The organism is Megamonas sp. (genome assembly GCF_986095205.1).
In genome coordinates this window covers 1-25,801 of record NZ_CFQVBI010000087.1, presented here as the reverse complement: position 1 = coordinate 25,801, position 25,801 = coordinate 1, and the positions used below count along the sequence as shown (strand labels likewise).

Genomic DNA, 25,801 nt, shown 5'->3' with positions numbered 1-25,801 from the left:
TAAAAGGACTTAGTCCCGTAGAATACAGAACTAAGTCTCAATTAGTAGCTTAATTAATATGTCCAATATTTTGGGTGCATGTCAATATGATTGCTCTTTTTTTATTATTATTTTACAACAGTAACGTTTACTGCACGAAGTTTGCTAGCATCACGGCTGTCAGCTTCTGTATCAAAAGTAACTTTTTGACCTTCTTCTAAAGTTTTGAAGCCTTCGGAATTGATAGCGGAGAAATGAACGAATAAATCTCCAGATCCGTCATCATTAGTAATGAAGCCATAGCCTTTACCAGAATTAAACCATTTAACTGTACCTGTTCCCATTATAAAATCCTCCTTAGGATATAAAATATAATCAGTGCAGAGGTCAAACTAAAAAACACATAAGAATCTTCCACACTTATTAAGAGGAGGACTAAGACGTGACTTTAATTGTGTTCCAAAACAAGACTGAATATCCTAATAGTAGCATGGGAAGTATAATTTGTCAATTTACAAAATAACACATATCATAATTATTTTTTATAGTTGAATTGATTTTTAGATTTACATATTTACAATAAAATTTGACATAATAAATAGATGATGATATATTTATAAGTCGATAATAAATTTTATAAGTTAAAATCATTTATTTTTCGATATAAAATATAGACATATATATATTATCGAGAGATAAAAATTTTATTTGTCCAGAAAGGGTGATTAGATGAATGGAATAATGTTAGTTGGTTGTGCTATTATAATTTTTTTTCTAGCCTATAGAATTTATGGTCGTTGGTTATTACATACTTGGGGTGTTGATGAAAATGCAAAAACACCTGCTTTTAAATATAATGACGGTCAAGATTTTACACCAGCATCTAAATTTACGGTATTTTCTCATCAATTTTCTTCAATAACAGGTGCAGGTCCTGTAACTGGTCCAATTATTGCAGCTATGTATGGCTGGCTTCCTGCTTTTTTATGGATTATCGTAGGTGGTATTTTCTTTGGAGCAGTACAGGATTTCACTGCATTATATGCTTCTGTGAAAAATGAAGGTAAATCCATGGGTATGTTAATTGAGCATTATATTGGTAAAACAGGCAGACGTTTATTTTTGTTATTCTGTTGGTTATTTACTTTATTAGTAATAGCTGCTTTTGCTGATATAGTAGCGAATACTTTTAATGGATTTAGTAAAGATGGTGCATTAATAACACCAAACGCAGCAGCAGCTTCAATATCCATGTTATTTATTTTTGTAGCTATTTTATTTGGTTTATTCATTAAGAAATTTAAACCGAATGAAAAAGTTCGTCTTGTTTTAGGTATTATTTTATTAATTGCTATGCTTGCTGTGGGTATTGCTTTTCCAATTTATTTAGATAGAATGATTTGGCTCTATGTAGTATTTGTTTATATATTTGCAGCTTCTGTAATGCCTATGTGGATTTTAAAACAGCCTCGCGACTATTTGAGTACATTTTTACTTTTAGCAATGATTGCTGGTGGCGTTATTGGTGTATTAGCAGTAAATCCAACAATTAATATGCCAGCTTTTGTAGGTTTTAATGTAAATGGAAAAGATTTATTCCCAATTTTATTTATAACTATTGCTTGTGGTGCCGTTTCTGGTTTCCATAGCTTAGTATCTTCAGGTACTTCTTCTAAAACTATCTCTAATGAAAAAGATACTTTATTTGTTGGTTATGGTTCTATGCTTGTAGAGTCTGTTTTAGGTGTTGTTTCTTTAGTAATTGTTTGTTCTGCTGCTACTAATGGTCAGTTGCCAGAAGGCACACCTTTCCAGATTTTCTCCACAGCTGTAGCTGGATTTTTTGCTATGTTTGGTATGCCACATGATATAGCAAATTGTATCTTGACTATGTGTGTATCAGCTTTAGCACTTACTTCATTAGATGCAGTAGCTCGTATTGGCCGTATGTCTTTTCAAGAATTATTCAGCGTAGATGAAGGTCAAGAAATGAGTTTTGTACAAAAATTATGTACAAATAAATATTTTGCTACATTTATAACTTTATTTATTGGTTATTTATTATGCCTTGGTGGTTATATGAATATTTGGCCATTATTTGGTGCTGCTAATCAGTTATTGTCTGCATTGGTGCTTATCTCTTTGGCTGTATTCTTAAAAACAACTGGAAGAAAAGGTTTTATGCTTTATATTCCAATGGTAGTTATGTTCTGCGTTACTATGACAGCTTTAGTAGAAGCTGTATATGCAATTGTTGTAAAATTATCTATGGGACAATTTGTTTTTGCTGTAGATGGATTACAATTAATTATTGCACTTGCTTTGATGATACTTGCAGTTTCTGTAGCAATTCATTGTGGTAAAGAACTTGTTAGTGCTAAGAAAAATATAGAAACTAATATATAAATCAATAAATTTAATAAAAATCCCTATAATTAAGAAATGTGTCCAGGATTTTTGGGACATATCATTTCCATAATTATAGGGATTTTTTTAGATTTCTTTGTTATCAATAGCAGTTTCGAGAGCTATTTTAATCATATCATTAAAGGATTGTTCACGTTCTTTAGCTGTAGTTTCTTCACCTGTAAATAAGTGATTACTTACAGTAAATACGCCAAGTGCTTGTACATTATAACGAGCAGCAAGCATATAAAGAGCAGAAGTTTCCATTTCTACAGCAAGACAGCCGTATTGGATTAATTTTTGTAAATCAACTTCTTCATCATAGAAACGGTCTTGACAATATACGTTACCAATTTTCACAGGAATGTTTAATTTTTTAGCATGGTGATATGCTTTGCCTAATAATTCAAAATCAGCAAGTGGAGCATAATGAAGTCCATCACCAAAAGTGCGAACAATAATGCCACTATCAGTAGTTGTTCCTTGAGCGATAACAACATCACGAACATGAACATCATCTTTTAAACCACCACAAGTACCAACGCGAATTAATTTTTTTGCATGGTAATCGCAGATTAATTCATGTGCATAGATAGAAATAGAAGGAATACCCATACCAGTGCCTTGGATAGAAACTTTATGACCTTTATATGTTCCAGTATAGCCAAACATATTGCGAATATGATTGTAGCAGACAGGATTTTCTAGAAATTTTTCAGCGATGTATTTTGCACGTAATGGGTCGCCAGGAAGTAAAACGACATCAGCAACTTCTCCAATTTTGGCTTCAATATGATTACTCATAACAATACCTTCTTTCATCAATAATTTTATGAGATATAAGAATATCTATAAAAATTTTATCATAATGAATGAAAAAATGCAGGGATTATCCTGCATTTTTAAATTAACAATGTTCGATTGTAGCACCGAGGTATTTATTGACGATTTCAACAGCACAATAATCGCCACACATAGAGCAAGCAGTTGTGCCTTCTGGATTGCGTGAAGCGCGTCTTTGACGTGCTGTCTGTGGGTCGATAGCTAAATTCATTTGTTCTTCCCAATCAAGTTTTTTACGAGCTTTAGCCATATTTAAATCCCAATCTTTTGCACCTGGTACATTTTTTACGATATCAGCAGCATGAGCGGCAATTCTAGTTACAATAACACCATCTTTTACATCTTGAACATTTGGTAAAGCAAGATGTTCGGCTGGAGTTACATAGCAAAGGAAATCCGCACCACAAGATGCTGCCATAGTACCACCGATTGCAGCAGTGATATGGTCATATCCAGGAGCAATATCAGTAACAAGTGGACCAAGAACGTAAAATGGAGCATTATGACAAATGCTTTTTTGCAATTTCATATTTGTAGCTATTTGGTCAAATGGTACATGACCTGGACCTTCGACCATGACTTGTACACCTCTATCCCAAGCGCGTTTTACAAGTCCACCTAAATTTAAAAGTTCTTGAATTTGAGCATGGTCAGTAGCATCAGCAAGACAGCCAGGACGAAGACCATCGCCAAGACTCATAGTAACATCATATTTTGCACAGATATCTAAGATATCATCATAGCGTTCATAAAGTGGATTATTTTTTTCATTATAGAGCATCCAACCTGTGATGAATGAACCACCGCGACTAACTACGTCCATATAACGACCTTCTGCTTTCATGCGATTGATTACATCCATAGTTACACCGCAGTGAATAGTCATGAAATCAGCACCATCTTTGGCTTGTTTTTCAATGGCATGAAGTAAATCTTCTTCAGTCATTTTCACGACAGCACCATGAGCTTTGATGGCATCAACTGTTGCTTGATAAATTGGCACAGTTCCTACCATTACAGTGGAATGTTTTAAAATAGCTTGACGAGAAGCATCAATATTATTTCCTGTGCTTAAATCCATTACAGAATGAGCACCAGATGCGATAGCGACATTTAATTTTTCGATTTCAGGAGTTGGGTCAGGAAAAGCACTAGATGTGCCGATATTAGCATTTACTTTAGTACAAAGTCCTTCGCCTACACCATAAGGGTGTAAATTTTGATGATTGATATTAGCACAAATAGCGATAGTACCATTGGCAACACGTTCACGAAGAGTTTCAATATCCATTTTTTCTTCTTGAGCTACGATTTTCATTTCATCAGTGATTTTACCAGCTCTAGCTGATTGCATTTGTGTCATTGTCATAATTTTGCCTCCATAATATAAGAAGTGATAAATGGCAAAAAAATAAGCAGATATGCAAAGAAAGTTGCAAATCTGCCTTGATAATCATTTATTTGCCACTTCCCTACGTTGGTCTTAACCAAACCAGGTTCTAAGGGTCGGAATATTTCCTCTCAGCTTCAAAAGCACCCCTAGTGGATTTTTTTCAATTTTTTTTTATTATAAAATATTTAGTAAGAAAAAACAAGATTTAATTAAAATTTAGCATCATGAAGCCAAATATATCGTTCATCTTCATTACAATTTTGACGGAGCCAAGGATTATTATCAAAATGACGAATCATCCAACAAGTATACATTAAAAAACCTGGAGCTACAGCTTGTGGATGAGTTTTGCTGTCAGCGATAGCGGCAAAACTACCATCAATGCTTTTAAATACATCATTTCCGATAAAACTAGCACCAAAACCTTCTGGTCTATCAAATTTGAAATAGTAAACTTCAGGTTGTGGGTGATAATGTGGTAAGTAGCCAGACCAATTACCTCTATCATTAATTACTTCACCTAAAACCATATTAGAATAAGGTGCTGTGTCATAATCAAAAATAGTATTAACTTGACGTTGAGCAGTGTTACCGAATTTTCCTGCACAAGAATATCCCCAAGGAACATCTTTTGGAGCATATAATTTAGCAGGGAATTGTTTTTCGTTTTTTGTGCATTGAACAAGAATTTCTGCATCGCTGTTTGCTTTAACAATTACTTTTGTATTACTGCAAACGTGAACGCACCAGGGACCTTCAGTAAAAACATCTTTTCTAGATACAGTTTTTTCTTGTCCATCAAAAATATAAGTGATTTTACCAGCTAAGAGTAGTATGGCAATTTCTTCACCTTCACGGCAGAAAATTCTTTCTTCATCAGCTTTAATTTTATAGACACGAATATCCATTAGCATATTACTATATTCATTATTGTAAGTAGTAAGAATTTGTTCGCCAGAAGCATTGAATTCTGGATAACCAAATGATTTATACATGAAAATATCTCCTTTATAATAAATTTATCAATAAGTGATGATTATTTTATGGTTATATTATAAATGTTTTAAAGTTCAATATCAACAATATATAATCAATATATAATCAATATATAATCAATATATAATAAGATTAATAAACTTATTAATAAAAAGTTTCTATAATAAATGTTGAAGTAAAAGAATTTTTTTATCTTGATATTTTTGATAAAGGGCAATAAAAAAGGATATTAATCATAATTATTATGATTAATATCCGTTATTTTTATAAATGGTGCGACTGGCGTGAGTCGAACACGCGACCCTTCGCTTAGGAGGCGAATGCTCTATCCGTCTGAGCTACAGCCGCAATTTCAATCTAAATTAGTTAGATGAATTTAATAAGCTAAATTTTAGCATAACTAAAACTAAGTCGCAAATTTTAATTTATAGGAGCTCCAATAGGACCTACAGAGCCAATAGGATTTGTAACGCCACTAGCAGCTGGTGATGTTGTAGTAGAGTTTACAGGTGTAGTAGGTGTTGGAGTTGTAGTAGTTGCTGTTGTGTTTGTTGGAACAGTAGCTGTTGTTGCTGTTTTATTGATTTGATAACGTGTTGCCCATTCAGGATATTTATTAGCATAATATCTTATTTTCTTGAATTCTACATCTTCTGTGCTTTCAGGAATGATAGAATGCATATTTTTGTCGAGATTAGGTGTTTTATCAATCCAATTTGTATCAGGAGACCAGAAATTATATTTTAATGTTCTAGCTGTTAAATTTTTGACGTTATATTCTTTTTTCATGAATTGGATAGAGGAAACATTGCCAGCAGAGTCTTTGTTTTCTTGCCAAATCCAAACAATGATGTTGTTATCTATCTGACGAAGTGTAGCTGTATCGGCACTACTTTCTCCAGATTCATTACTCCATAAGCCAAGCCAACGAGCATTAGAGATAAGACGACCACCTTCACCTTTATTGAATACACGGTCTACAATCATAGCATAAAATTTTTCATCAAAAGATTGAGAGTTGATATCTTTATTTACAGGGTTATTGTATTTGAGTGTATAAAGAGCCTTACCATCTTTATCATAGAAGATTTCTTCCATATAGCGTAGGGTTCTTTCTTGAGGATTGATTTGAACACGAGCTAAGCTATAGACTAATTGATTAGGATCATTGATAGGAAGTTTCATATTAGCTATAGTTTCAGCTGCTCCACCTGGAGCGTAACCTGTTTTTATCCAATCTTCAATACAAGTAGGAATGTTATTTTGACTAGAAACAGTAGTAATTCTTGTCATAGAAAAATATTTACTATATTTATCATCTGAGCTAATCCAATACCATTCAGAATCAGCGGCAAAACTAATTTGAGTATGGAATAATGTGAAAACCATTAATACAGTAAGGCAAATAATATTTTTTATTAATCGCATAAGCATGCACCCTCATTATATATATTATAAAATTTGTTACTCTACTTATTATACCAAAAATTTTAGCTTAAACAATAAGAAAACCCCTAAAATAGGGGTTTAAAAAATTTTTTAATCTGATTTTAAAGAAAAATGAATTCTGATACAAGTTCCTTCATTAGGTTTACTTTGAATTGTTAAATTAGCATGATGGAATTCAGCAATATGTTTAACGATAGCAAGACCTAAGCCTGTACCTTCTACATTGATTTGAGAACGGGATTTATCAGCACGATAAAATCTTTCAAATACATGTGGTAAATCGTCTGACGCTATACCTATTCCAGTATCTTTTACTTCTAAGATAAGATGATTTTTGTCTTCATTTAATAAAGAAATAAAGACAGAACCATTGGCTTTATTGTATTTTATAGCATTTTCGATGAGATTATAAATTAATTCTTCAATTAATTGACGAACACCAATAATTTCACTATTTGGATTTTCTTTAAAGATGACTTTTACTTGTTTTGTTAAAGCTTTATCATTTAGGCGTAAAATAATTTGTTTACAGATAGCGGAAAGATTAAGAGGTTCTTTCATAAAGGTACTATTTTTTTCATCAAGTTGAGAAAGTTTGATTATATCTTGAATTAAACTGATTAGACGTTGAGCTTCTTTGTAGATTTTGCTAGCAAATAAAGGAATGTCATTTGGTCGAACCATATTATTTTGTAAAAGTTCAGCAAATCCAGAAATAGAAGTGAGTGGTGTTTTTAATTCATGAGATACATTAGCGGAGAATTCTTGACGCATTTTTTCTGCCATGCGTTTTTCCGTGATATCTACAAAGAGAATTAAAGCACCTTTTACCGTATTATGCTTAGTTACAGGGCTGGCAATGATTTGATAAGTTTTTTTATCAAGAGGTAAATAAAACTCTTGTCGTTCTCCACGCATTACATTTTGAGCAGCTTGATATAATGTTTCATTATTGATAAGCGTAAAGAGATTTTTATCAATATAGTCTATTTTTTCGGCGTTTAAAATATTTAATACGCTATGGTTTATAGCTAATATTTTATAAGAATGATTGATTAAGATTAAACCTTCTTCGATATTGTTGATAATCATAGTAAATTCACGCTGTTGATTTTTTAAAGTCTTCATTTGTTGGTGAATTTGCTCATTTTGATTTTCTAAACGAATTAACATAGGATTTAATTCTTCATATAAGTCATTCATAATAGGGTGTTCAAGATTGATAGAATTTATAGGTGCAATGATATTTCTAGCCATACGGCGAGCAGCCAGTAGAGAGATTAAATAGATTAATAACATCATAGCTAACAATATCGGCAAGGCTTCTTGAACCATATCATATGCACTGACATTATTGCGAGAAAGACGTAAAACAGAATTATCATCTAATCTCACAGCGTAATAATACGTATTAGTTCCAAGCGTAGTTGAGATGCGATAAGATTCACCTGTTCCTACTTTTTGGGCAATTTGTACTTCTTGACGCAAAAGATGATTTTCCATTTTATCTAGTTCAGCACTATTATCAAAGATAACATTGCCTTCAGGGTCAATCCAGGTAATGCGTGTTTGTGTCTGTGCATCTTTTAGTAATTCTTTAGGGTCTGTTAAATGATGATTAAAAACATAAGTTAAATAAGTAGCCTCATCTTTAACTTCTTGTTTTGTATGTTCAAAAAATAATGGATAACATAAGGTCAAAGTTAAAATAAAAGTACAAATAACAGCCATAGATACTAAAAAGCACATATAATTGAAGATTTTTTGCTTCATACTCATATTAATCAATGATTTTATAACCGACTCCACGGATAGTTTCGATTAATTTGCTGGCTACTCCTAATTTATGGCGAAGTGTTTTTATATGCACATCGACAGTACGAGTTTCAGCTGCATAATTATAATCCCATACTTTGTCCATAATTTTATCGCGGGAAATAACGATATTTTTATTTTTTAATAGATAGTATAAAAGTTCAAATTCTTTTAATGTCAAAATAACTTCTTCATTATTTACATAGACTTTATGGAAATCATGATTTAATACAAGAAGACCATTACCTGCAGATAAATCATTAGTAGCTTTGTCTTGTGCTACATTGATTTTTGCACTGCGACGTAAAACTGCTTTTATGCGTGCAATTAATTCCATTACACCAAATGGTTTAGTTACATAATCATCAGCACCATTATCAAGACCAGTTATTTTATCGTATTCACTACCACGAGCTGTGAGCATGATGATAGGAGTATGTTGTGTTTTAGGATTTTTACGAACTTCTTTGAGGATTTCAATGCCATCAATGCCAGGGAGCATAATGTCTAAAAGAATTAAATCAGGCACATTATTTTTTAGTACAGGGAAAAATTCTTCAGCATTGACAAAGCCTTGAGCTTCAAATCCAGAAGATTGTAATGCATAGATGACAAGTTCGCGAACACTTTCGTCATCTTCAACACAGTAAATTTTTTGCATAAGAACACCTCATAGATATAGATTAAATGTAAATTATATTTTATAAAAAATAATGGATATTATATTAATATGTAATCAGTATAAAATTTTTTGATAGCTACTACAAGAGAAGATTTTATATTTTACATAGTTTTTACTAAAGACTAGATTTTTGTAATCTTAAATTGATTTTTGACAAACAAAAAAGCATTGTTTCACTTTTTGTAAAACAATGCTTTTTTATATGCCCATAATGCCGTTATCTTTTATTCGCCTAGACCTGCTTGGTGCAGGTGGGTATCTTGGATAAGAGCTTTGCTATTCGTTCGAGACGATTCAGCAGCACAAATATCACAGCCAGATTCCCGTTTAGAAAGAGTAAGGTTAGACAATATAAAAAGACCTACGCACATTGCAGGCATACTCCGTTATTAACTGATAATATAATAGCATAAAGATGAAATCTGTGCAAGAGTGAACAAGTCAGAATTGCAAATTGCATTTTTACTTGCGCAGATTATTAGGCTCAGTTAAAATAAGTATAACGTTATTGATAAAAGAAGGGATTTTTTATGGAAAACAATTATAGTGTAGCTATTTCTTGTCATAGTGATTTAGGATATATTGAGTATACAGCTGATACTAAATCTGCAAATATTGTTTTGGCAAATGAAGTAGCTAAACAAAAAGTAGAAGAGTTTTTAAATACACCATTAACTTTACAAGTACCACATGAAACATTACATGATTTTACTACAATAACTATTAATCCATTAGATGATGTGGAAACACTTCAATTAGCACTTACTCGTTTATGGGAAGCAACTGATGTACATGTTGATTGGAGTAGACCAGTTGACTATGTAAAAAATGGTATTCGTAGTCTAAAAGATTTATAAGATATAAAAAGCAGGAATTTTAATTTAAGGTTATATTTTGGAATAGTATCATTACTTGACAAGTAGATTAAAGTAAACTATACTAAACCTAAATCTTACAAGGCGAGCTTTTAAAGATTAATAAAGGCATATTTTAATAAGAGTATGCAAAAATAATTTGATATTAAATTTAGAAACAAAGGCGTTTCATTGTTATTTATGACAATGAGGCGCCTTTTCTGTTTAGTAGGTGGGATTTTATGATAAGACTAGAGCATGTAGAAAAATATTTTGGCAGTATTCATGTATTAAAAGATGTCAATTTAGAAGTAAAAGAGGGAGAAAAATTAGTTATTATAGGACCATCAGGTTCTGGAAAATCGACTACTGTAAGATGCATGAATTTTTTAGAAGAACCTACTAAAGGAAAAGTCTTTATTAATGGTGAACAATTGACACATAAAAATAAGACAAATATTATCAAAAATAATATATCAATGGTTTTTCAACAATTTAATTTATATCCGCATTTAACAGTTTTAGAAAATTTGACGTTAGCTCCTATAAAATTACATCATAAAACTAAAAAAGAGGCAGAAGATTTAGCTTATCATTATTTAGATGTAGTAGGATTAAGAGATAAAGCACATGTTTATCCTTTAACACTTTCAGGTGGTCAGCAGCAACGTATTGCTATAGCTAGAGCTTTATGTACGCAATCAAAGATTATTTTATTTGATGAACCAACATCGGCTTTAGATCCTGAAACCATTCAAGAAGTTTTAGATGTTATTATTAAACTAGCAAAAGAAGCTAATATTACTATGGTTGTAGTAACACATGAAATGGGATTTGCTAGACAAGTGGCAGATAGAATAATCTTTATGGCAGATGGGCAAATTATTGAAGAAGGTTCACCAGCTACTTTTTTTGATAATCCAAATAATGAAAGAGTCAAAAATTTCTTAGGGAAGATTATTCATTAAAAATATATAGATAGCAAAGTGTGAAGGAGTGTAGTTATTTATGAAAATTTTAAAAAGATGGGTATTAGGATTTTTAACAATATGTATGTCTGTTATGATGTTAGCAGGTTGTGGAAGTGATACTGAAAATAAATCAGCATCAAGTTCTAATCCAAGTGATGTGCAAGAAATTATAGATAGAGGTACTTTAAAAGTTGGTGTAAAAAATGTAACTAAAGGTTTTGGTTATGAAGATCCAGCAACTGGTGAATATTCTGGATTAGAAATTTCTTTAGCTCAAAAATTGGCTGAAAGTTTAGGCGTAGATGTGGAATTTACTCCAGTAACAGCAGCAACAAGAACAGCTTTACTTGATTCTGGTGATATTGATTGTGTAATTGCTACATTTACAATAACAGATGAAAGAAAAAATAGTTGGGATTTTACAACTCCATACTATACAGACCATGTAGGTGTATTAGTAGAAAATTCTTCTGGAATTAAAACTTTGGCTGATTTAAAAGGTAAAACAGTTGGTGTATCTTCTGGTTCTACCTCTGCAAAATCTTTAGTAGAAGCATTGATTAAAGCAGGTGTTATTCCTAGCGATGGTTATGATGCAAAAACATTTGATCCGGCAACATGGACAACAGGTGTAAGTTTCAAACAATATGATGATTATCCAGCAATTTCTACTGCTTTAAGTGCTGGTGATGTAGATGCATTTTGCGTAGATAAATCTATTTTAGCTATTTATAATACAGATGGTCGTTCTTATATTGCAGAAGAATTTGCACCACAAGAATATGGTATAGCAACTAAAAAAGGTTCTGGATTATCTAAAGTTGTAGAAAAATTTGTTCAAAAAAGTTTAAATGACGGTACAGTAGATACTTTGATTACTGAAAATAATTTAAAATAAAATAGCAAATTGAAAAAAATATGATAATAAATCTAAAGCTTTATAAAGCTTTAGATTTATTATTATGTAGTAGATTTATAAATTATAAATGATTTTAGTGGTGAAGTTTATGGCAGAAATTTTTTCTAAAAATGATTGGATAATGATATGGAATTATAAAGATACTTTTATTTTAGGTTTTTTAAATACATTAGAAACAGCAGTTGTAGGTATTGTTTTATCGCTTATTATAGGTATTATAATTGGTCTAATGGGTACAAGTTATAATAAATTTTTTCGCATGATAAATCGCATTTATGTTGAGGTTATTCAAAATACTCCGTTATTATTACAATTGTGTGTTTTTTATTATATATTAGCTTTTTCTGGGTATAAAGTAAGCGTTTTATTTGCAGGAATAATATCTTTAGGAATTTATCATGGAGCATATATGGCTGAAGTTTTCCGTGCTGGTATAAGCTCTATACCGAAAGGTCAGTTTGAAGCTGCTACATCACAAGGTTTTAATTATGTTCAAAAAATGTATTATATAATTTTGCCGCAGAGCATAAAAATTATCTTACCACCAATGGTAAATCAAATAGTAAATTTAATAAAAAATACATCTTGTTTGTATATTATAGGTGGTTCTGATTTAATTTCTTTAACATATAATTTTGTCACAGGTTCAACTACAGGTGGAGCATATGCGCCAGCTTATATTGTATGTGGTATCTTATTCTTTATAATTTGTTTCCCTTTATCAACTTTAGCTACTATATGGGAAAATAGATTAAAGAAAAAAGATGTAATGGCATAATAAAAGGATGTTTTGATTATGAATGAAATTTTAGCTAGTTTATCTATATTGCAAAAGCCAGCAATTTTAGTATTTATATTAAAAGGTGTTGTATTTACATTAATAATTTCAGTGATAGCAGTATTTTTAAGTATTATATTTGGTTCAGTATTGGCTTTAGTGAGAAATTATTGTACATCAAAGAAAAATATTGTTTTTAAATGGTTAGCAAGTATATATATTGAAGTTTTTAGAAATACACCATTATTATTTTGGATTTTCATTGGTATAATCGTTATTCCAGTTCCTAGTATTTTTAGTCATAGTATGCTAGGTTTATCTTCAGTAGAAACCAAGTTATTATTTAAAGCTACAATTGCGTTGATTTTATTCACGTCAGCAGTAATCGCAGAAATAATTCGTGGTGGACTTAATGCTGTACCAAAAGGTCAATTTGAAGCTAGTTATTCACAAGGTTTTAATACTTTTCAGACGATGGTATATATAATTTTGCCACAGGCATATAGAAATGTAGTACCAACACTATTAAGCCAAGTAATAACGACTATAAAAGACTCTTCATTTTTAGCTAATGTAGCAACGATTGAATTGATGGCTTGTGTAAAGAAAATTTTAAGTAATGCTAGCTTGTACAATGGAACAAATACCATAAATGTATCTGATGTATTTATATTATTTGGCTGTGCAGCTTTAATATATTTTATAATAAATTATACATTATCTTGTGTAGTTAGATATTTACAAAGTAAGAATAAACAAGAATCATATGCATAGTAAAAACACTCCAAAGGCTGAGTTAATACTCAAACTTTGGAGTGTTTTTTTTACATGAAATTATTTATAAATTTTTTATTTGATGTTTAGTATAAACTTATGTTGTAGCGTTAATTTCCTTGTTTGCGTAAAACTTTGCCAAAGCGTATGCCAGTATGTTTTTTGTTTTCTATTATCATTTGTCCATTGACGAATACGTAATGGATACCTTCAGGATATTGAACAGGATTAGTGAAAGTTCCTTTATCAATAATGGTATCTTTGTTGAAAATGGTGATATCAGCATAATAACCAGCTTTTAATTGGCCTCGTTTTGCGATATGGAATGTATCAGCAGGTTTTTTTGTCATTTTATAAATAGCTTCTTCTAATTTAAGAGTTTTTTCTTCACGTACGTATTTTCCGAGGATACGTGGAAAAGCACCGTAAACTCTAGGATGAGGTTTGCCACTTAAAAGACCATCAGTGCAAGCATTCATTTCTGGACGCTGTAAAAATTGCTTTACATGTTCTTCAGAACCGTAAAAATCAACCATACCAACAGCATTTTCTTCTTCAAGTAATAAATCGAAAGTAGCATCATATGGGTTTTTATTTTTTAATTTGCCTAATTCTACGAGATTAAGACCGACAGCATTTTCATTTTGCTTATGTTTTACACTTGTTATATAAATTCCATCTAAGCCAGCAAAATCAATAAAATTGTCCCATCCATCAATGCCATGTTCGATATCATAAATCATTTTTTTGCGGAGTGTTTTATCTTGGAGTCTTTCTAAAACTTTATTTGCTCCACCGTCATGAACCCAAGGTGGTAAGATTACACCAAGCATGGTGCTACCAGCTACATAAGGATACTGGTCAAAGGAGATTTTAATTCCTTCTTTTTCAGCCTCATCAATAAGGTGCAACATAGTATCAATGTATTGCCAATTTTTCTTACCGCAAACTTTGAAATGGGAAAAATGGATTTTAACTCCTGATTTTCTGCCTATATCTATGATTTCTTTCATGGAATTTATGATAGTATCAGCTTCACTGCGTTGATGTACAACAAAGATACCGTCATATTTAGCAACGATTTTGCACATGGCAATAATTTCATCAGTTTTACTATAAGCACAAGGCATATAAATGAGACCACTAGATAAACCAATGGCACCATTTTCCATTTCACGCTGTGTTATATCACACATTTTTTGTATTTCTTCATCAGTTGGTTGGCGGTTATCTAATCCCATGGCTTCCATGCGAATGTTACCGTGTGGCACAAGGTAACATTCGTTTAGTCCGGGTTTAACATCATCAATCATTTTTAAGTAATTCTTAGTAGTTTGGTAATTCCAATTGATAGTATCACTTTCGCCATCAAGTCCAGCAAGGTTTTTGCGCCATGGATTGATGTATTTTGTAGGTAGTGGTGCCATGGATATACCGTCTTGACCTAAAATTTCTGTTGTAATACCTTGCATGATTTTTGGTAGGACTTCAGGCTGACTTAAAATTTCTAAATCACTATGACTGTGAGTATCAATAAATCCTGGAGCCACAGTTAGACCATTGAGCTCAATGATATTATCAACATCATCTATATCTATATTGCCGACGGCTATTATAAAATCATTTTCTATGAGGACATTACCTATATATGGTTTAGTGTTGTTTCCATCTACAATAAGTCCATTTTTTAATAGAGTTTTCATAAATAAGACTTCCTTAAAAATAAGTTAAGATTCATGTTCATCATGTGCTAATTCTGTTGTAAATTCTTTTGGTGGAAATAATTTAGAAAATACGACAAAAGCTATAAATGCTACAACAAGCCCAGGTAAAATAGGCTGACCTATTTTAAAGCCAAATAGCATACCATGAGAAATTTGTTCTATATAAACGACAACGATTGTACCAGAAATTAATGAAGCAATAGTTCCAGCAAAAGAAGAACCTTTCCAATAAAGTCCAAGAACATATGGGAAAAAAGCACCAGCAGCACGCAAGGAGAAAGAGAACATTAAAATTGTAATAATACTAGATGTATTAAATAAAGCTACTAAAAGAGATAATAAACCGCTTAAAATCATAACGATACGAGCTACTTTCATGACTTCTTCATCTGTTGCTGATGGTTTGATGAATTCGCGGTAAATATCATTTGCAAATATAGAACCAGTACCAAGTAAATCGGAACTTGCACTAGACATGGTAGCAGAGATAACACCAGCAAATAAAATACCGCAGATAACAGGTGGCATAGCATGGATTGCTAATGTTGGTAAAGCATAACGAGAGCCAACTTCGCTGAATAAAGATGCATCAAAAGAACCCATATTGATGAGTGCTAAAACGCAAACACCTAAAATTGCTGGAATAAAACCATATATAAAATTGATGATAGCAGCTAAGATAGAACCTTGCTGAGCTGCTTTACCATCACGGGCAGCATAGTAACGAGAAACAGCTTCTTGCCCTATTGTAAAAGTAGTTATATACATAATTGTCAATGAAATGATGTCTAAGAGGCTATAACCATGAAATAAATCAAAGGTTTCTGGAGGAACATTATTAACTACATTTTGCCAGCCACCAGCTAAATCAAATGCATATGGAATGGCTATAGCCATACCGAATACAATGAAGAAGACTTGAATGAAATCAGTTAATGTAACACTCCAAAGACCGCCCATTACAGAATAAATTGTTACAATCACACAGATTGCAATAACAGCTAAATTAAATGAAATACCAATCATTGTAGAAAGGATTACAGCGGAAGCTATCATTTGACCAGCAGTAAGACCAATTAATGGCAAAAGCATGATGATAGCAGTAATAAATCCAGGTATTTTCCCATAACGACGACGAAAATATTCTGGAACTGTTTTTACAGTAGAAGCACGGAATTTTGGTGCTAAGAAAGTTAGGATTATAAAGGCAAAGCCCATTGTAATAACATACCAAGCAGCACTAATACCAAATTTATCCATACCTTGCTGGACTACACCTAAAGAACTACCACCGCCGATTTCTGTAGCGGCAAGTGTACCAGCCATTAAAATAGGTCCTAGTCGTCTACCAGCAACCATAAAATCTTTATTGCTAGATATCATATTTTTAGAATACCAGCCAATAAACAACATAATTGCCATATAAGCAATGACAATAGCGATAACAGTAAGTGAAGCAGTCATAATAAACCTCCTATTAAAAATAAAAAAGCTAGAAAAATTTCTACTTTTATTGATTAGTAAAAATTTTTCTAGCTTCGTTGCTATTTTTATTTATTTTAAAAATGCTATATTCATATTGTAATAGCATTGGACAGCTTTTATTAATTGATTAATTTCAATATATTCATTTGCTGTATGAGCTAAATTTTCTTTAGATGGACCAAGTCCAAATGTTTTTATATGAGCTTCTCCAGCATAATGGCTGCCGTTAGTACAGAAATTATATTGTGTAATTTCAGGATTAAATCCATTATTTTTTAATTGTACATATGCTTTTTGAACGAATTCATCATTTTTGTCATAAAGCCAGCCAGGAAAGAAGCGTTCGCCAGTGATTTCATTATTTGTATAGCATTTTTCTTTGCCTACGCTATAAGAAACTTTAACATTTAATGTACTATCTTTTGCCATCATTTCTAGCAAAAGTTTTTTAATTGGATCAAGAACACTTTCTTTTGTTTCACCAACAAGCAAGCGACGGTCATATGTGGCACGACAATAATCAGGTACAACAGAGGCACCAGGATATGGTGAAGATTTTATATCTGTTAATTCTAATATTCCATCACCAAGAATGTCATGATGTGGTGGCTCTAATGTGTTTATAGCTTCAATAACTTTTGCCATTTTATACACAGCGTTGATACCTTTTTCAGGATTAGCAGAGTGGCAGGATTTACCAAATGTTTCTACAATGATTTCGGCACGACCTCTTTGACCTATTTTGATATTTAAATTAGAAGCTTCACCAATGATTACATAATCAGGCTTAATATTTTTGCTGACTTCACGAGAAGCAACGCCTTCAAAGCATTCTTCATGAACGACACCAGCAATATAAATTTCTCCAGCAAAATCATTACCAAAATCTTCTTTGAAATATTTTGCTGCAACGCACATTGCTGCGACTGCACCTTTCATATCAGAAGTACCGCGTCCATAGATTTTGTCATCATGAATTTCTGCTGCAAATGGAGGGTAAGTCCATTCAAGTTCATTAGCAACAGGTACAGTATCAATATGACCATCAAATAAAATTTTAGGGCCAGGTCTATTACCTTTAATACATCCGATAATATTGCCATACTTATCAGTAAAAACTTTATCAAATTTATTTTTTTCCATATAAGTTTTTAAGATATTAACTACATTTTGTTCATGTCCAGAATAACTGGATTTACGAATTAAATCTTGACATAAATTTATAACTTCTTGTTTGAATTTTGTGTTCATAACATCACCTTCAATAAATGAGTTATTTTAGTAATTACTGAATTTTCCATTCCAAACGATATCTTCGTAATTTTGTTTATCGGTTGCTCCTTCTGTACTAAAGCATAAAACGACAGAATCCGCATTTAATTGTAATTTATTACGAATATCTTTATATTTATCATTTGTCATAAGTTCAGCAACAAGACCACTAGTTACAGCACCACTTTCGCCAGAGATAATACGAGTATCACCAGATAAAGGTGCTCCGAGTAGGCGCATTCCTTTTGCAGAAATATTATCAGCACAAGCAATGGCAAAATCAGCATGTTTTTTTAAGATATTCCAGCCAATATCACATGGCTCACCACAGGCAAGTCCTGCCATTATCGTAGGCATATTACCTTTTACAAAATGAAGTTTTTGGTCATTTGCTTTAGCTGTGCGGAAAATACAATCAGCTGTTTCAGGTTCAACAACAGTGATAATCGGTTTATCTTCTTTATATGCATTAGCAAAAAAGCCCGTAATAGCTCCAGCAAGTGAACCAACACCTGCTTGAATGAAAATATGTGTAGGTTTTTGGGAAATTTGGGTATATGCTTCATAAGCCATTGTGCTATAACCTTGAATAATCCAGCGTGGTATGTCTTGATAGTTTTCCCAAGATGTATCTTGAATAACAACCCAGCCATATTTTTTGGCATTTTCATTAGCTAAGCGAACAGCATCATCATAATTTAAATCAGTGATAGAAGCATCAGCATTTTCAGCTTGAATATTTTTTAATCGCTCAAGACTACTTCCTTTAGGCATATAGACAACGGATTTTTGTTTTAATTGATTAGCAGTCCAAGCAACACCTCTGCCGTGATTTCCGTCTGTAGCTGTCACAAAAGTGATATTACCAATTTGCTTATGTATTTCTGAAGAAATGAGCTTCTCATAGGATAAGTCAGAAATATCCATATTGAGTTTTTGTGCAATGTACTTTCCAATAGCAAAACTACCACCTAAAACTTTAAAAGCATTTAAACCAAATCGGTAGGACTCATCTTTTACAAAAAAATTTTTTAAGCCAATCCTTTTGGATAAGTTTTTTAAATCGACAAGTGGAGTTTCTTTATATAAAGGAAAAGACTGGTGAAATGCCTTTATTTTTTGAACATGAGTTAAATCGAGAAAACTGATATCATCTGCTGTATTACTATCAGAATAAATTTTTGTTATTTGCATATAATCGTTTCCCTCCTAAAAAAATAGGTGCTTAAAAAACATAAGTTTTTAAGCACCGTTGCTCTTGTCTTATTACGAGAATATATTATCTCATTTTGAGACAAAAGTCAATGGAAATAATTTTATAAATTATATTCTTTAATTTTACGATATAATGTAGCTCTACTAATACCTAAAATTTTAGCTGCTTTATCAGTCTTACTAATCTCATTGTCTACTAAATCAAGAGCTTTTTTTATAGCGTTTCGTTCTAATTTTGCGAGGTTTAACGAGGTGTCTAAATTAGATGTTTTAGATGAGTTTTTGATAGCAATATTTTCTAAATTATTAGCTATTAATTCTGCCATTTTTTGAATGAATTGTATCATCCATTCTTTATGTGCAATAAAATGCTCTGTTTGTTGTTTGTTGAAACTGACTAGTCCAATGACACCAACAGATTCACCATGAAAAATAATAGGTGCAGCTAGTTCGGTGTCCTCTGGACATTTTTCATAATAAGGACAAGGTTTGCATAATATATGAAAACCAGGATGCTCAATCATAATGATATTTCCTGTTTGAAGGACATGATGATAAACAAAACCTGCATTCATGAGTTCTCCAATATTTTCAGCATATTTACCAGTTCCAGCAATACGTATAAAGTTATTATCTGCTACTTCAACTTCCATTTGAATAACTTTAGAAATAGCATTAGCTGTATTTTGTACAATAGGTTGTATTTGTTGTAATAGACTTTTCATAGATTGATAGCACCATCCATTAATATTTTAAAATTAAAAAAATATATAGTAAAAATAAATATTATATATAAATATTATACTACTTAATATGATAATGCCATTATTTAATTTTGTCCTAAAGGATTAAAGACTTAATAATATAACTTTAGATTGAATTTACAAACAATTCTCTATTATAATTAAATTGTAGAAATAAACCGGTTATTTAATATTAAACTATAAGGAATTAATTGTATGAAAATAAACGAACGTTCGAAATTTATAATTAATGAACTTATAAAAAGAAATACTTATGTAACGGCTAGTGAAATAGCTGATTTATTACAAGTAAGTATAAAAACAGTAACTAGACAATTAGTTAATGTTGAAAAGATTTTAAATGAAAATGATTTAATCTTAGAAAGAAAAACTAGCAAGGGTATGCAAATCATAGGGACTGAAGAGCAAAAGCAAAAAATGCTAGAACAAATTCAATCTAATGGTTTGCATGAATATTCGCCAGCGGAAAGACAAAATATAGTATTAAGTCATTTGTTAAAATCACAAGAACCTATAAAGTTATTGACTTTGGCAAAATTATTGAATGTAACGGAAGCCACTATAAGCAATGATTTAGACAAATTAGAAACATGGATAAAAAAGATGAATATGAATTTAGTACGTAAACCTGGTTTAGGGATTTATTTAGAGGGATTAGAGAAAGACATCAGGAAAGCGATTATAAGTCATATTTATAAAAATCTCCATGAGAAAAATATTCTAAATGTCTTAAATAAACAAGAAAAAAATATTAAATTGAAAAGTGGCACGGATAAGTTTTTATTAGACTTAGTCGATAAAGATATCATTAAAAAAGTAGAAAAAGCAATAACTACAGTAGTGGAAAGAGAGAATTATAATTTATCGATAAATGCTTTTTCAGGCTTAGTAGTTCATCTTACATTAGCGATACAGCGTTTATTAAAAGGTGAAATTATTAAAATTGATACTAAGTTTTTAACAGAATTGAAAAAGAAAAAAGAATTTGATTTAGCATTTAAGATAAGTGAAGAGATTGCGAAAGTCTTTGATATCGTAGTTCCTGAAGAAGAAAGTGGTTTTATCACTATGCATCTTTTAGGAGCTAGAAATAATTATCAAGAAGGCACTATTAATAATTATGATAATTTTGCTTTGATAAAAATTGCAAAAAAAATAATAGCTATAGCTCAAGAAGAAAGCGGTATTTTTATAGCTAAGAAAAGTAAATTATTAATAGGTCTTGTAAAACATTTAGGGCCAGCAGCAACGAGAATAAAATTAAATTTGGAGATACGTAATCCACTACTAAATGAGATGAAAGCAAAATATCCTCAATGGATGAAATTAGCTAAAAAAGCAGCTAAGCCTTTAGAGGAAAAATTAGGGGTTAATTTACCAGAAGCGGAAATTGCTTATTTAGCAATGCATTTAGGTTCCACTTTAGAAGATGCAAGTTTGCAAAAAGCAAGAAAATATAATGTTTTGGTAGCTTGTCCTACAGGAATTGGCACATCAAAATTATTAGCAAGTCAACTAAAACAAAAATTCACTAATTTAAATATTGTAGCTATTGTTTCTGCAATCAATATAAACTATGAATTTTATCAAAATGAAGGCATAGATTTTATAATTTCCACCGTGGAAATAAATGAAGCGACAATACCAGTAGTGATTGTAAATTTCATGTTAGATGATAAGGATATAGATAATATCATTCATCAAATGCAATTATTACCTGATGAAAATAGTGGAGAGTATCATAAAGATAATAAGAGTTTAGTTGAGAAATTGAGCGAACTTAATCTATTTGGTTTTTATATTAAATCTATTTTGAAGAATTTCTTTTATCAAGATATGGTAAATGTTAATTCTAAAGAAGAATTATGTAGTTTTGTTAGTATTTATTTATTAAAAGAAAATATAAGTCAAATTTTGGAAGCTGACTTGAAATCAAGAGAAGAAAAAGGTAGCACTATTATTAAAGATTTGATGTTATTACATACAAAATCTAAAGTTATACAAAATTTGACAGTAGGGATTATTCAGTTAGAAAAATCTTTAAAAGTAAATGAAAAAGAAATATCTACAGTGTTGATTTTATTAGTTCCAGATAAAGCTGATGAAAAAGCTTTAGAAACGATGGGAGTTTTATCCGAAAGCATTATAGAAAATACGAACTTATTAGATATTTTACATCAAGGTTCTAAGGCAGAAATTTATTTGGAACTAGAAAAAATATATACAAATTATTTTAAGAAAAAATATAAAAAGGTAATGGAGGGTTAAAAATGTCTGAAGCAAAAGCAGGAAATGTTGCTCAAGAAAAGATGCAAAAATTTGGTAGATTTTTAAGCGGAATGGTAATGCCAAATATCGGTGCATTTATCGCTTGGGGTTTACTTACAGCATTATTTATTCCAACTGGTTGGATACCAAATGAATATTTAGCAGATGCAGGTGGCCCTATGTCAAAATGGTTAATTCCATTATTGATTGGTTATAGTGGTGGTAGTGCTATTTATCAACATCGTGGCGGTGTTTTAGGTGCTATCGCAACAGCTGGTATCATCGCTGGTTCTGACATTCCAATGTTCTTAGGAGCAATGATTGTTGGTCCATTTGGTGGTTGGTGTATTAAAAAATTTGATGAAGCTTTCCAAGATAAAATCCCAACAGGATTTGAAATGCTCATCAATAACTTCTCTGCTGGTATTTTAGGTGGTATTTTAGCAATCCTTGCTTATGCTATCGTAGGTCCAGTAGTAAGTTCCTTGAATGATATTTTACGTGGTGGCGTTGAATTTATCGTAAATTTAGGTCTTATTCCACTCGTATCTATTTTGGTTGAACCTGCAAAAGTATTATTCTTAAATAATGCTATCAACCATGGTGTATTCAGCCCAATTGGTATTCAGGAATCTCAAGAACTTGGAAAATCCATCTTCTTTATGATTGAATCTAACCCAGGCCCTGGTCTTGGTGTATTACTTGCTTTCTGTTTAGTAGGTAAAGGCATGGCAAAAAGTTCTGCTCCAGGTGCAGTAATTATCCACTTCTTAGGTGGTATTCATGAAATTTACTTCCCATATATTCTCATGAAACCAATCCTCTTATTAGCAGTTATTCCAGCAGGTATGGCTGGCGTATTCACATTAAGCGTTTTAAATGGTGGTCTTATCGCTCCAGCTTCTCCAGGTAGTATTTTTGCAATCTTAGCAATGACTCCAAAAGGAGCATATTTTGCAAATATCGCAGCAGTAGTAGTAGCTACAGCAGTATCTTTCGTAATCGCTTCTATCTTCATCAAAGCTTCTAAAGATGACGGTTCTTCCTTAGAAGAAGCTCAACAAAATATGCAAGATATGAAAAACCGTGGTAGCAAACGTGTTGAAAGTGATGTAGTAGTAAAAGGTAGCGAACTTAAGAAAATTATTTATGCTTGCGACGCAGGTATGGGTTCTTCCGCTATGGGTGCAAGTGCACTTCGCAATAAATTGAAAAAAGCAGGTTATGGATATATTTCTGTAACAAACTGTGCTATCGGTAATATTCCATCTGATGCTCAGATTGTAGTATCTCATGAAAAATTAGCAGACCGTGCAATCGCCGATTCTCCACAAGCTGAACATTTATTTGTACAAGATTTCATTAAAAACGATGTTTATGATATTATTTTAGCTAAATTACAAAATGTAGAAGCTAAAGTAGAAGAAGTTACAGATAGCAAAGAAAATGCTGTTGAAGATGAAACTGTATTAAAACGTGAAAACATTAAAATGTGCTTAGATACAGTTACTAAAGAAGAAGCTATAAAAATGGCTGGTGAATTATTGTATAAATCTGGCTATGTTGGCAAAGAATATATTAATGGTATGCTTGCACGTGAACAAGATGTAAGCACATACATGGGACGTGGCATTGCTATTCCACATGGTGAAAATGCAGTAAAAGACACAGTTAAAAAATCAGGTATTGTAGTATTACAATTCCCTAATGGTGTAGAATTTGGTACAGGTAAAGCAAAATTAGTTGTTGGTATCGCAGGTAAAGGCGACGAACATCTTGCTATCTTAGCTAATATTGCTATTGCTCTTGACGAATATACTGATGAACAATTAGAAGAATTATTCGTTACAAAAGACAAAGAAGCTTTATATAACTTATTTACAAAATCTAATGATTAAGTTTTAGATAATAGGGGGTATTTTAAATGAAAGCAGTGCATTTTGGTGCTGGTAATATCGGTAGAGGTTTTATTGGAGAATTATTATATGAATCTGGTTTTTCTACAACTTTTGTTGATGTAGTAAAAGCAACAGTTGATTATATCAATGAAACAAATTCTTATGAAATGTATATCATTGATAATAATGAAAAGAAAGTAATTAAAAATGTAAAAGCTTTTTCTCCAATTACTAATGAAGCAGATATTGTGGAAGCAATTTGTGAAGCTGATTTAATTACAACATCTGTTTGTGTTGATAATTTAGATAAAATAGCTCCTACACTTGCTAAAGGATTAAAAGAACGTTTAAATCGTGGCATAGGTAAAGTAGACGTTATGGCTTGTGAAAATGCTTTTTATGCTACAGATATGTTGAAAAAAGCTTTAGTAGAAAATACTAAAGCGCCAGTAACAGAAGAAGAACTTGATAAAGTAGGCGCTTTTCCAAATGTAGCTGTAGATAGAATTGCACTTAGCACAGTTATAAATGGCGTAAGAGTACCTCAAATTCAAGCAGCTTTTGAACTTGTTATTGAAAAAGACAAAATGGTAAATCCAGAAGCTCAACCAATTAAAGGTGCAGAATATGTAGAAAATCTTGGCATGTATCTTGAACGTAAACTCTATGTATTTAACTGCGGTCATGCTGCAACTGCATATTTTGGTTACCATAATAATTGTGAAACAATCCATGATGCTTTAGAAGTTCCAGAAATTAAAGCTGATGTAGTAGCTGTAATGAAAGAATCAGCTATGGCAATGACTAAAAAATATCCATTTAAATTTGAAGAATTAGAAGCTTATATCGAAAAAATCTTAAAACGTATTTCCTTAGAAGCATTACATGATGAAGTAGTACGTGTAGGTCGTTCTCCTATCCGTAAATTAAATCTTAAAGACCGTTTAGTAGGGCCAGCTTTATTAGCTGAATCTTATGGTCTTGATAATACTCACTTAGCAAAAGCTATTGCTACAGGATATACTTTTGATTATAAAGAAGATGAACAAGCTGTAGAAATTCAGGCTTATATTGCTGACAATGGCATTGAAAAAGCAGTAGAAAAATATTCTGGACTTACAGCAGATCAAAAACTTTATCAGCTTGTAATTGAAAATTATAAAGCTATTAAAGCTTAAAACAAAGTTTTCCCCATTCCTATTCTAAATAAATAAGAAAAGCACAGCTTATTATATGATATGCACCCAAAATATTGGACATATTAATTAAGCTACTAATTGAGACTTAGTTCTGTATTCTACGGGACTAAGTCCTTT

General features: G+C 31.6%; 21 protein-coding genes, 1 tRNA gene, 1 other RNA gene and 1 riboswitch. Of the genes, 9 read left to right on the top strand and 14 right to left on the bottom strand.

Translation table 11 applies throughout. The features are described 5' to 3' along the window. Window positions 1-107 precede the first annotated feature (107 nt). On the bottom strand, window positions 108-323 hold the full coding sequence (locus AC5LAX_RS12690) for a cold-shock protein (protein ID WP_008540065.1): 216 nt from the start codon (window positions 321-323) through the stop codon (window positions 108-110). 385 nt (window positions 324-708) lie between these two features. Between AC5LAX_RS12690 and AC5LAX_RS12685 the strand changes: the two genes are divergently transcribed. Beyond that, window positions 709-2,385 (top strand): carbon starvation CstA family protein, encoded by a 1,677-nt coding sequence (locus tag AC5LAX_RS12685; protein ID WP_288909368.1) that lies wholly within the window; start codon window positions 709-711, stop codon window positions 2,383-2,385. A gap of 87 nt (window positions 2,386-2,472) precedes the next feature. Here the strand turns inward: AC5LAX_RS12685 and deoD are convergent, their stop codons facing one another. From deoD to ssrS, 8 genes are all read right to left on the bottom strand, one after another. Further along, the gene (gene deoD, locus AC5LAX_RS12680) at window positions 2,473-3,189 is read right to left on the bottom strand and encodes a purine-nucleoside phosphorylase (RefSeq protein ID WP_167624941.1); all 717 of its coding nucleotides are present in this window, start codon (window positions 3,187-3,189) and stop codon (window positions 2,473-2,475) included. A 103-nt stretch (window positions 3,190-3,292) separates the two neighbouring features. Continuing rightward, window positions 3,293-4,597 (bottom strand): phosphomethylpyrimidine synthase ThiC, encoded by a 1,305-nt coding sequence (thiC, locus tag AC5LAX_RS12675; protein ID WP_204922346.1) that lies wholly within the window; start codon window positions 4,595-4,597, stop codon window positions 3,293-3,295. Between the two features lie 83 nt (window positions 4,598-4,680). Further along, window positions 4,681-4,779, bottom strand: a riboswitch (TPP riboswitch). Between the two features lie 51 nt (window positions 4,780-4,830). Beyond that, complete coding sequence (locus AC5LAX_RS12670; RefSeq protein ID WP_075555066.1) at window positions 4,831-5,616, bottom strand: 5-deoxy-glucuronate isomerase; 786 nt, start codon at window positions 5,614-5,616, stop codon at window positions 4,831-4,833. Between the two features lie 272 nt (window positions 5,617-5,888). Further along, window positions 5,889-5,965: transfer RNA gene (locus AC5LAX_RS12665), tRNA-Arg, on the bottom strand. Window positions 5,966-6,037: 72 nt separating this feature from the next. After that, window positions 6,038-7,045 carry a hypothetical protein gene (locus tag AC5LAX_RS12660; RefSeq protein WP_288909367.1) on the bottom strand — a complete coding sequence of 336 codons (1,008 nt, stop codon included), beginning with the start codon at window positions 7,043-7,045 and terminating at the stop codon, window positions 6,038-6,040. Between the two features lie 111 nt (window positions 7,046-7,156). Further along, window positions 7,157-8,845: a sensor histidine kinase gene (locus AC5LAX_RS12655; RefSeq protein WP_288909369.1), complete on the bottom strand. Its 1,689-nt coding sequence runs from the start codon at window positions 8,843-8,845 to the stop codon at window positions 7,157-7,159. Window position 8,846: 1 nt separating this feature from the next. Continuing rightward, on the bottom strand, window positions 8,847-9,542 hold the full coding sequence (locus tag AC5LAX_RS12650; RefSeq protein WP_019000065.1) for a response regulator transcription factor: 696 nt from the start codon (window positions 9,540-9,542) through the stop codon (window positions 8,847-8,849). 220 nt (window positions 9,543-9,762) lie between these two features. Next, window positions 9,763-9,945: non-coding RNA, 6S RNA (ssrS, locus tag AC5LAX_RS12645), on the bottom strand. 148 nt (window positions 9,946-10,093) lie between these two features. Here ssrS and AC5LAX_RS12640 point away from each other — a divergent pair. The 5 genes from AC5LAX_RS12640 to AC5LAX_RS12620 all read left to right on the top strand — a co-directional run bounded on the left by AC5LAX_RS12640 (window position 10,094) and on the right by AC5LAX_RS12620 (window position 13,859). Further along, entirely contained in the window at window positions 10,094-10,420 is a 327-nt protein-coding gene (locus tag AC5LAX_RS12640; protein WP_008540054.1) for a hypothetical protein, read from the top strand. A gap of 239 nt (window positions 10,421-10,659) precedes the next feature. After that, entirely contained in the window at window positions 10,660-11,385 is a 726-nt protein-coding gene (locus AC5LAX_RS12635) for an amino acid ABC transporter ATP-binding protein (RefSeq protein WP_288909366.1), read from the top strand. Between the two features lie 40 nt (window positions 11,386-11,425). Further along, window positions 11,426-12,286: a transporter substrate-binding domain-containing protein gene (locus AC5LAX_RS12630; RefSeq protein ID WP_167624945.1), complete on the top strand. Its 861-nt coding sequence runs from the start codon at window positions 11,426-11,428 to the stop codon at window positions 12,284-12,286. A 109-nt stretch (window positions 12,287-12,395) separates the two neighbouring features. Then, a complete protein-coding gene (locus tag AC5LAX_RS12625) occupies window positions 12,396-13,085 on the top strand; it encodes an amino acid ABC transporter permease (RefSeq protein ID WP_167624946.1) in 690 nt (229 codons plus the stop codon). An 18-nt stretch (window positions 13,086-13,103) separates the two neighbouring features. Then, window positions 13,104-13,859, top strand: coding sequence for an amino acid ABC transporter permease (locus AC5LAX_RS12620; RefSeq protein ID WP_288909365.1), 756 nt, complete (start codon window positions 13,104-13,106; stop codon window positions 13,857-13,859). A 110-nt stretch (window positions 13,860-13,969) separates the two neighbouring features. Here the strand turns inward: AC5LAX_RS12620 and AC5LAX_RS12615 are convergent, their stop codons facing one another. From AC5LAX_RS12615 to AC5LAX_RS12595, 5 genes are all read right to left on the bottom strand, one after another. Beyond that, entirely contained in the window at window positions 13,970-15,562 is a 1,593-nt protein-coding gene (locus AC5LAX_RS12615) for an N-acyl-D-amino-acid deacylase family protein (RefSeq protein ID WP_288909364.1), read from the bottom strand. Between the two features lie 24 nt (window positions 15,563-15,586). Then, window positions 15,587-17,047: a sodium:solute symporter family protein gene (locus tag AC5LAX_RS12610; protein WP_167624949.1), complete on the bottom strand. Its 1,461-nt coding sequence runs from the start codon at window positions 17,045-17,047 to the stop codon at window positions 15,587-15,589. A 90-nt stretch (window positions 17,048-17,137) separates the two neighbouring features. Further along, window positions 17,138-18,319 carry a YgeY family selenium metabolism-linked hydrolase gene (locus AC5LAX_RS12605; RefSeq protein ID WP_167624950.1) on the bottom strand — a complete coding sequence of 394 codons (1,182 nt, stop codon included), beginning with the start codon at window positions 18,317-18,319 and terminating at the stop codon, window positions 17,138-17,140. Window positions 18,320-18,346: 27 nt separating this feature from the next. After that, the gene (gene dpaL / locus AC5LAX_RS12600) at window positions 18,347-19,534 is read right to left on the bottom strand and encodes a diaminopropionate ammonia-lyase (protein ID WP_288909363.1); all 1,188 of its coding nucleotides are present in this window, start codon (window positions 19,532-19,534) and stop codon (window positions 18,347-18,349) included. Between the two features lie 122 nt (window positions 19,535-19,656). Then, on the bottom strand, window positions 19,657-20,280 hold the full coding sequence (locus AC5LAX_RS12595; RefSeq protein ID WP_167624952.1) for a GAF domain-containing protein: 624 nt from the start codon (window positions 20,278-20,280) through the stop codon (window positions 19,657-19,659). A 234-nt stretch (window positions 20,281-20,514) separates the two neighbouring features. Between AC5LAX_RS12595 and AC5LAX_RS12590 the strand changes: the two genes are divergently transcribed. The 3 genes from AC5LAX_RS12590 to AC5LAX_RS12580 are packed head-to-tail and all read left to right on the top strand — an operon-like array spanning window position 20,515 to window position 25,663. Further along, window positions 20,515-22,587, top strand: coding sequence for a BglG family transcription antiterminator (locus tag AC5LAX_RS12590; RefSeq protein WP_288909362.1), 2,073 nt, complete (start codon window positions 20,515-20,517; stop codon window positions 22,585-22,587). A gap of 2 nt (window positions 22,588-22,589) precedes the next feature. Next, complete coding sequence (locus tag AC5LAX_RS12585; RefSeq protein WP_288909361.1) at window positions 22,590-24,485, top strand: PTS mannitol transporter subunit IICBA; 1,896 nt, start codon at window positions 22,590-22,592, stop codon at window positions 24,483-24,485. A 26-nt stretch (window positions 24,486-24,511) separates the two neighbouring features. Then, on the top strand, window positions 24,512-25,663 hold the full coding sequence (locus tag AC5LAX_RS12580; RefSeq protein WP_008540050.1) for a mannitol-1-phosphate 5-dehydrogenase: 1,152 nt from the start codon (window positions 24,512-24,514) through the stop codon (window positions 25,661-25,663). Window positions 25,664-25,801 lie beyond the last annotated feature (138 nt).

What these genes read in the sequence shown, in the direction of transcription:
- AC5LAX_RS12690 (WP_008540065.1), bottom strand. Translation starts at nt 323, where the DNA reads ATGGGAACAGGTACAGTTAAATGGTTTAATTCTGGTAAAGGCTATGGC.
- AC5LAX_RS12685 (WP_288909368.1), top strand. Translation starts at nt 709, where the DNA reads ATGAATGGAATAATGTTAGTTGGTTGTGCTATTATAATTTTTTTTCTA.
- deoD (WP_167624941.1), bottom strand. Translation starts at nt 3,189, where the DNA reads ATGAGTAATCATATTGAAGCCAAAATTGGAGAAGTTGCTGATGTCGTT.
- thiC (WP_204922346.1), bottom strand. Translation starts at nt 4,597, where the DNA reads ATGACAATGACACAAATGCAATCAGCTAGAGCTGGTAAAATCACTGAT.
- AC5LAX_RS12670 (WP_075555066.1), bottom strand. Translation starts at nt 5,616, where the DNA reads ATGTATAAATCATTTGGTTATCCAGAATTCAATGCTTCTGGCGAACAA.
- AC5LAX_RS12660 (WP_288909367.1), bottom strand. Translation starts at nt 7,045, where the DNA reads ATGCGATTAATAAAAAATATTATTTGCCTTACTGTATTAATGGTTTTC.
- AC5LAX_RS12655 (WP_288909369.1), bottom strand. Translation starts at nt 8,845, where the DNA reads ATGAGTATGAAGCAAAAAATCTTCAATTATATGTGCTTTTTAGTATCT.
- AC5LAX_RS12650 (WP_019000065.1), bottom strand. Translation starts at nt 9,542, where the DNA reads ATGCAAAAAATTTACTGTGTTGAAGATGACGAAAGTGTTCGCGAACTT.
- AC5LAX_RS12640 (WP_008540054.1), top strand. Translation starts at nt 10,094, where the DNA reads ATGGAAAACAATTATAGTGTAGCTATTTCTTGTCATAGTGATTTAGGA.
- AC5LAX_RS12635 (WP_288909366.1), top strand. Translation starts at nt 10,660, where the DNA reads ATGATAAGACTAGAGCATGTAGAAAAATATTTTGGCAGTATTCATGTA.
- AC5LAX_RS12630 (WP_167624945.1), top strand. Translation starts at nt 11,426, where the DNA reads ATGAAAATTTTAAAAAGATGGGTATTAGGATTTTTAACAATATGTATG.
- AC5LAX_RS12625 (WP_167624946.1), top strand. Translation starts at nt 12,396, where the DNA reads ATGGCAGAAATTTTTTCTAAAAATGATTGGATAATGATATGGAATTAT.
- AC5LAX_RS12620 (WP_288909365.1), top strand. Translation starts at nt 13,104, where the DNA reads ATGAATGAAATTTTAGCTAGTTTATCTATATTGCAAAAGCCAGCAATT.
- AC5LAX_RS12615 (WP_288909364.1), bottom strand. Translation starts at nt 15,562, where the DNA reads ATGAAAACTCTATTAAAAAATGGACTTATTGTAGATGGAAACAACACT.
- AC5LAX_RS12610 (WP_167624949.1), bottom strand. Translation starts at nt 17,047, where the DNA reads ATGACTGCTTCACTTACTGTTATCGCTATTGTCATTGCTTATATGGCA.
- AC5LAX_RS12605 (WP_167624950.1), bottom strand. Translation starts at nt 18,319, where the DNA reads ATGAACACAAAATTCAAACAAGAAGTTATAAATTTATGTCAAGATTTA.
- dpaL (WP_288909363.1), bottom strand. Translation starts at nt 19,534, where the DNA reads ATGCAAATAACAAAAATTTATTCTGATAGTAATACAGCAGATGATATC.
- AC5LAX_RS12595 (WP_167624952.1), bottom strand. Translation starts at nt 20,280, where the DNA reads ATGAAAAGTCTATTACAACAAATACAACCTATTGTACAAAATACAGCT.
- AC5LAX_RS12590 (WP_288909362.1), top strand. Translation starts at nt 20,515, where the DNA reads ATGAAAATAAACGAACGTTCGAAATTTATAATTAATGAACTTATAAAA.
- AC5LAX_RS12585 (WP_288909361.1), top strand. Translation starts at nt 22,590, where the DNA reads ATGTCTGAAGCAAAAGCAGGAAATGTTGCTCAAGAAAAGATGCAAAAA.
- AC5LAX_RS12580 (WP_008540050.1), top strand. Translation starts at nt 24,512, where the DNA reads ATGAAAGCAGTGCATTTTGGTGCTGGTAATATCGGTAGAGGTTTTATT.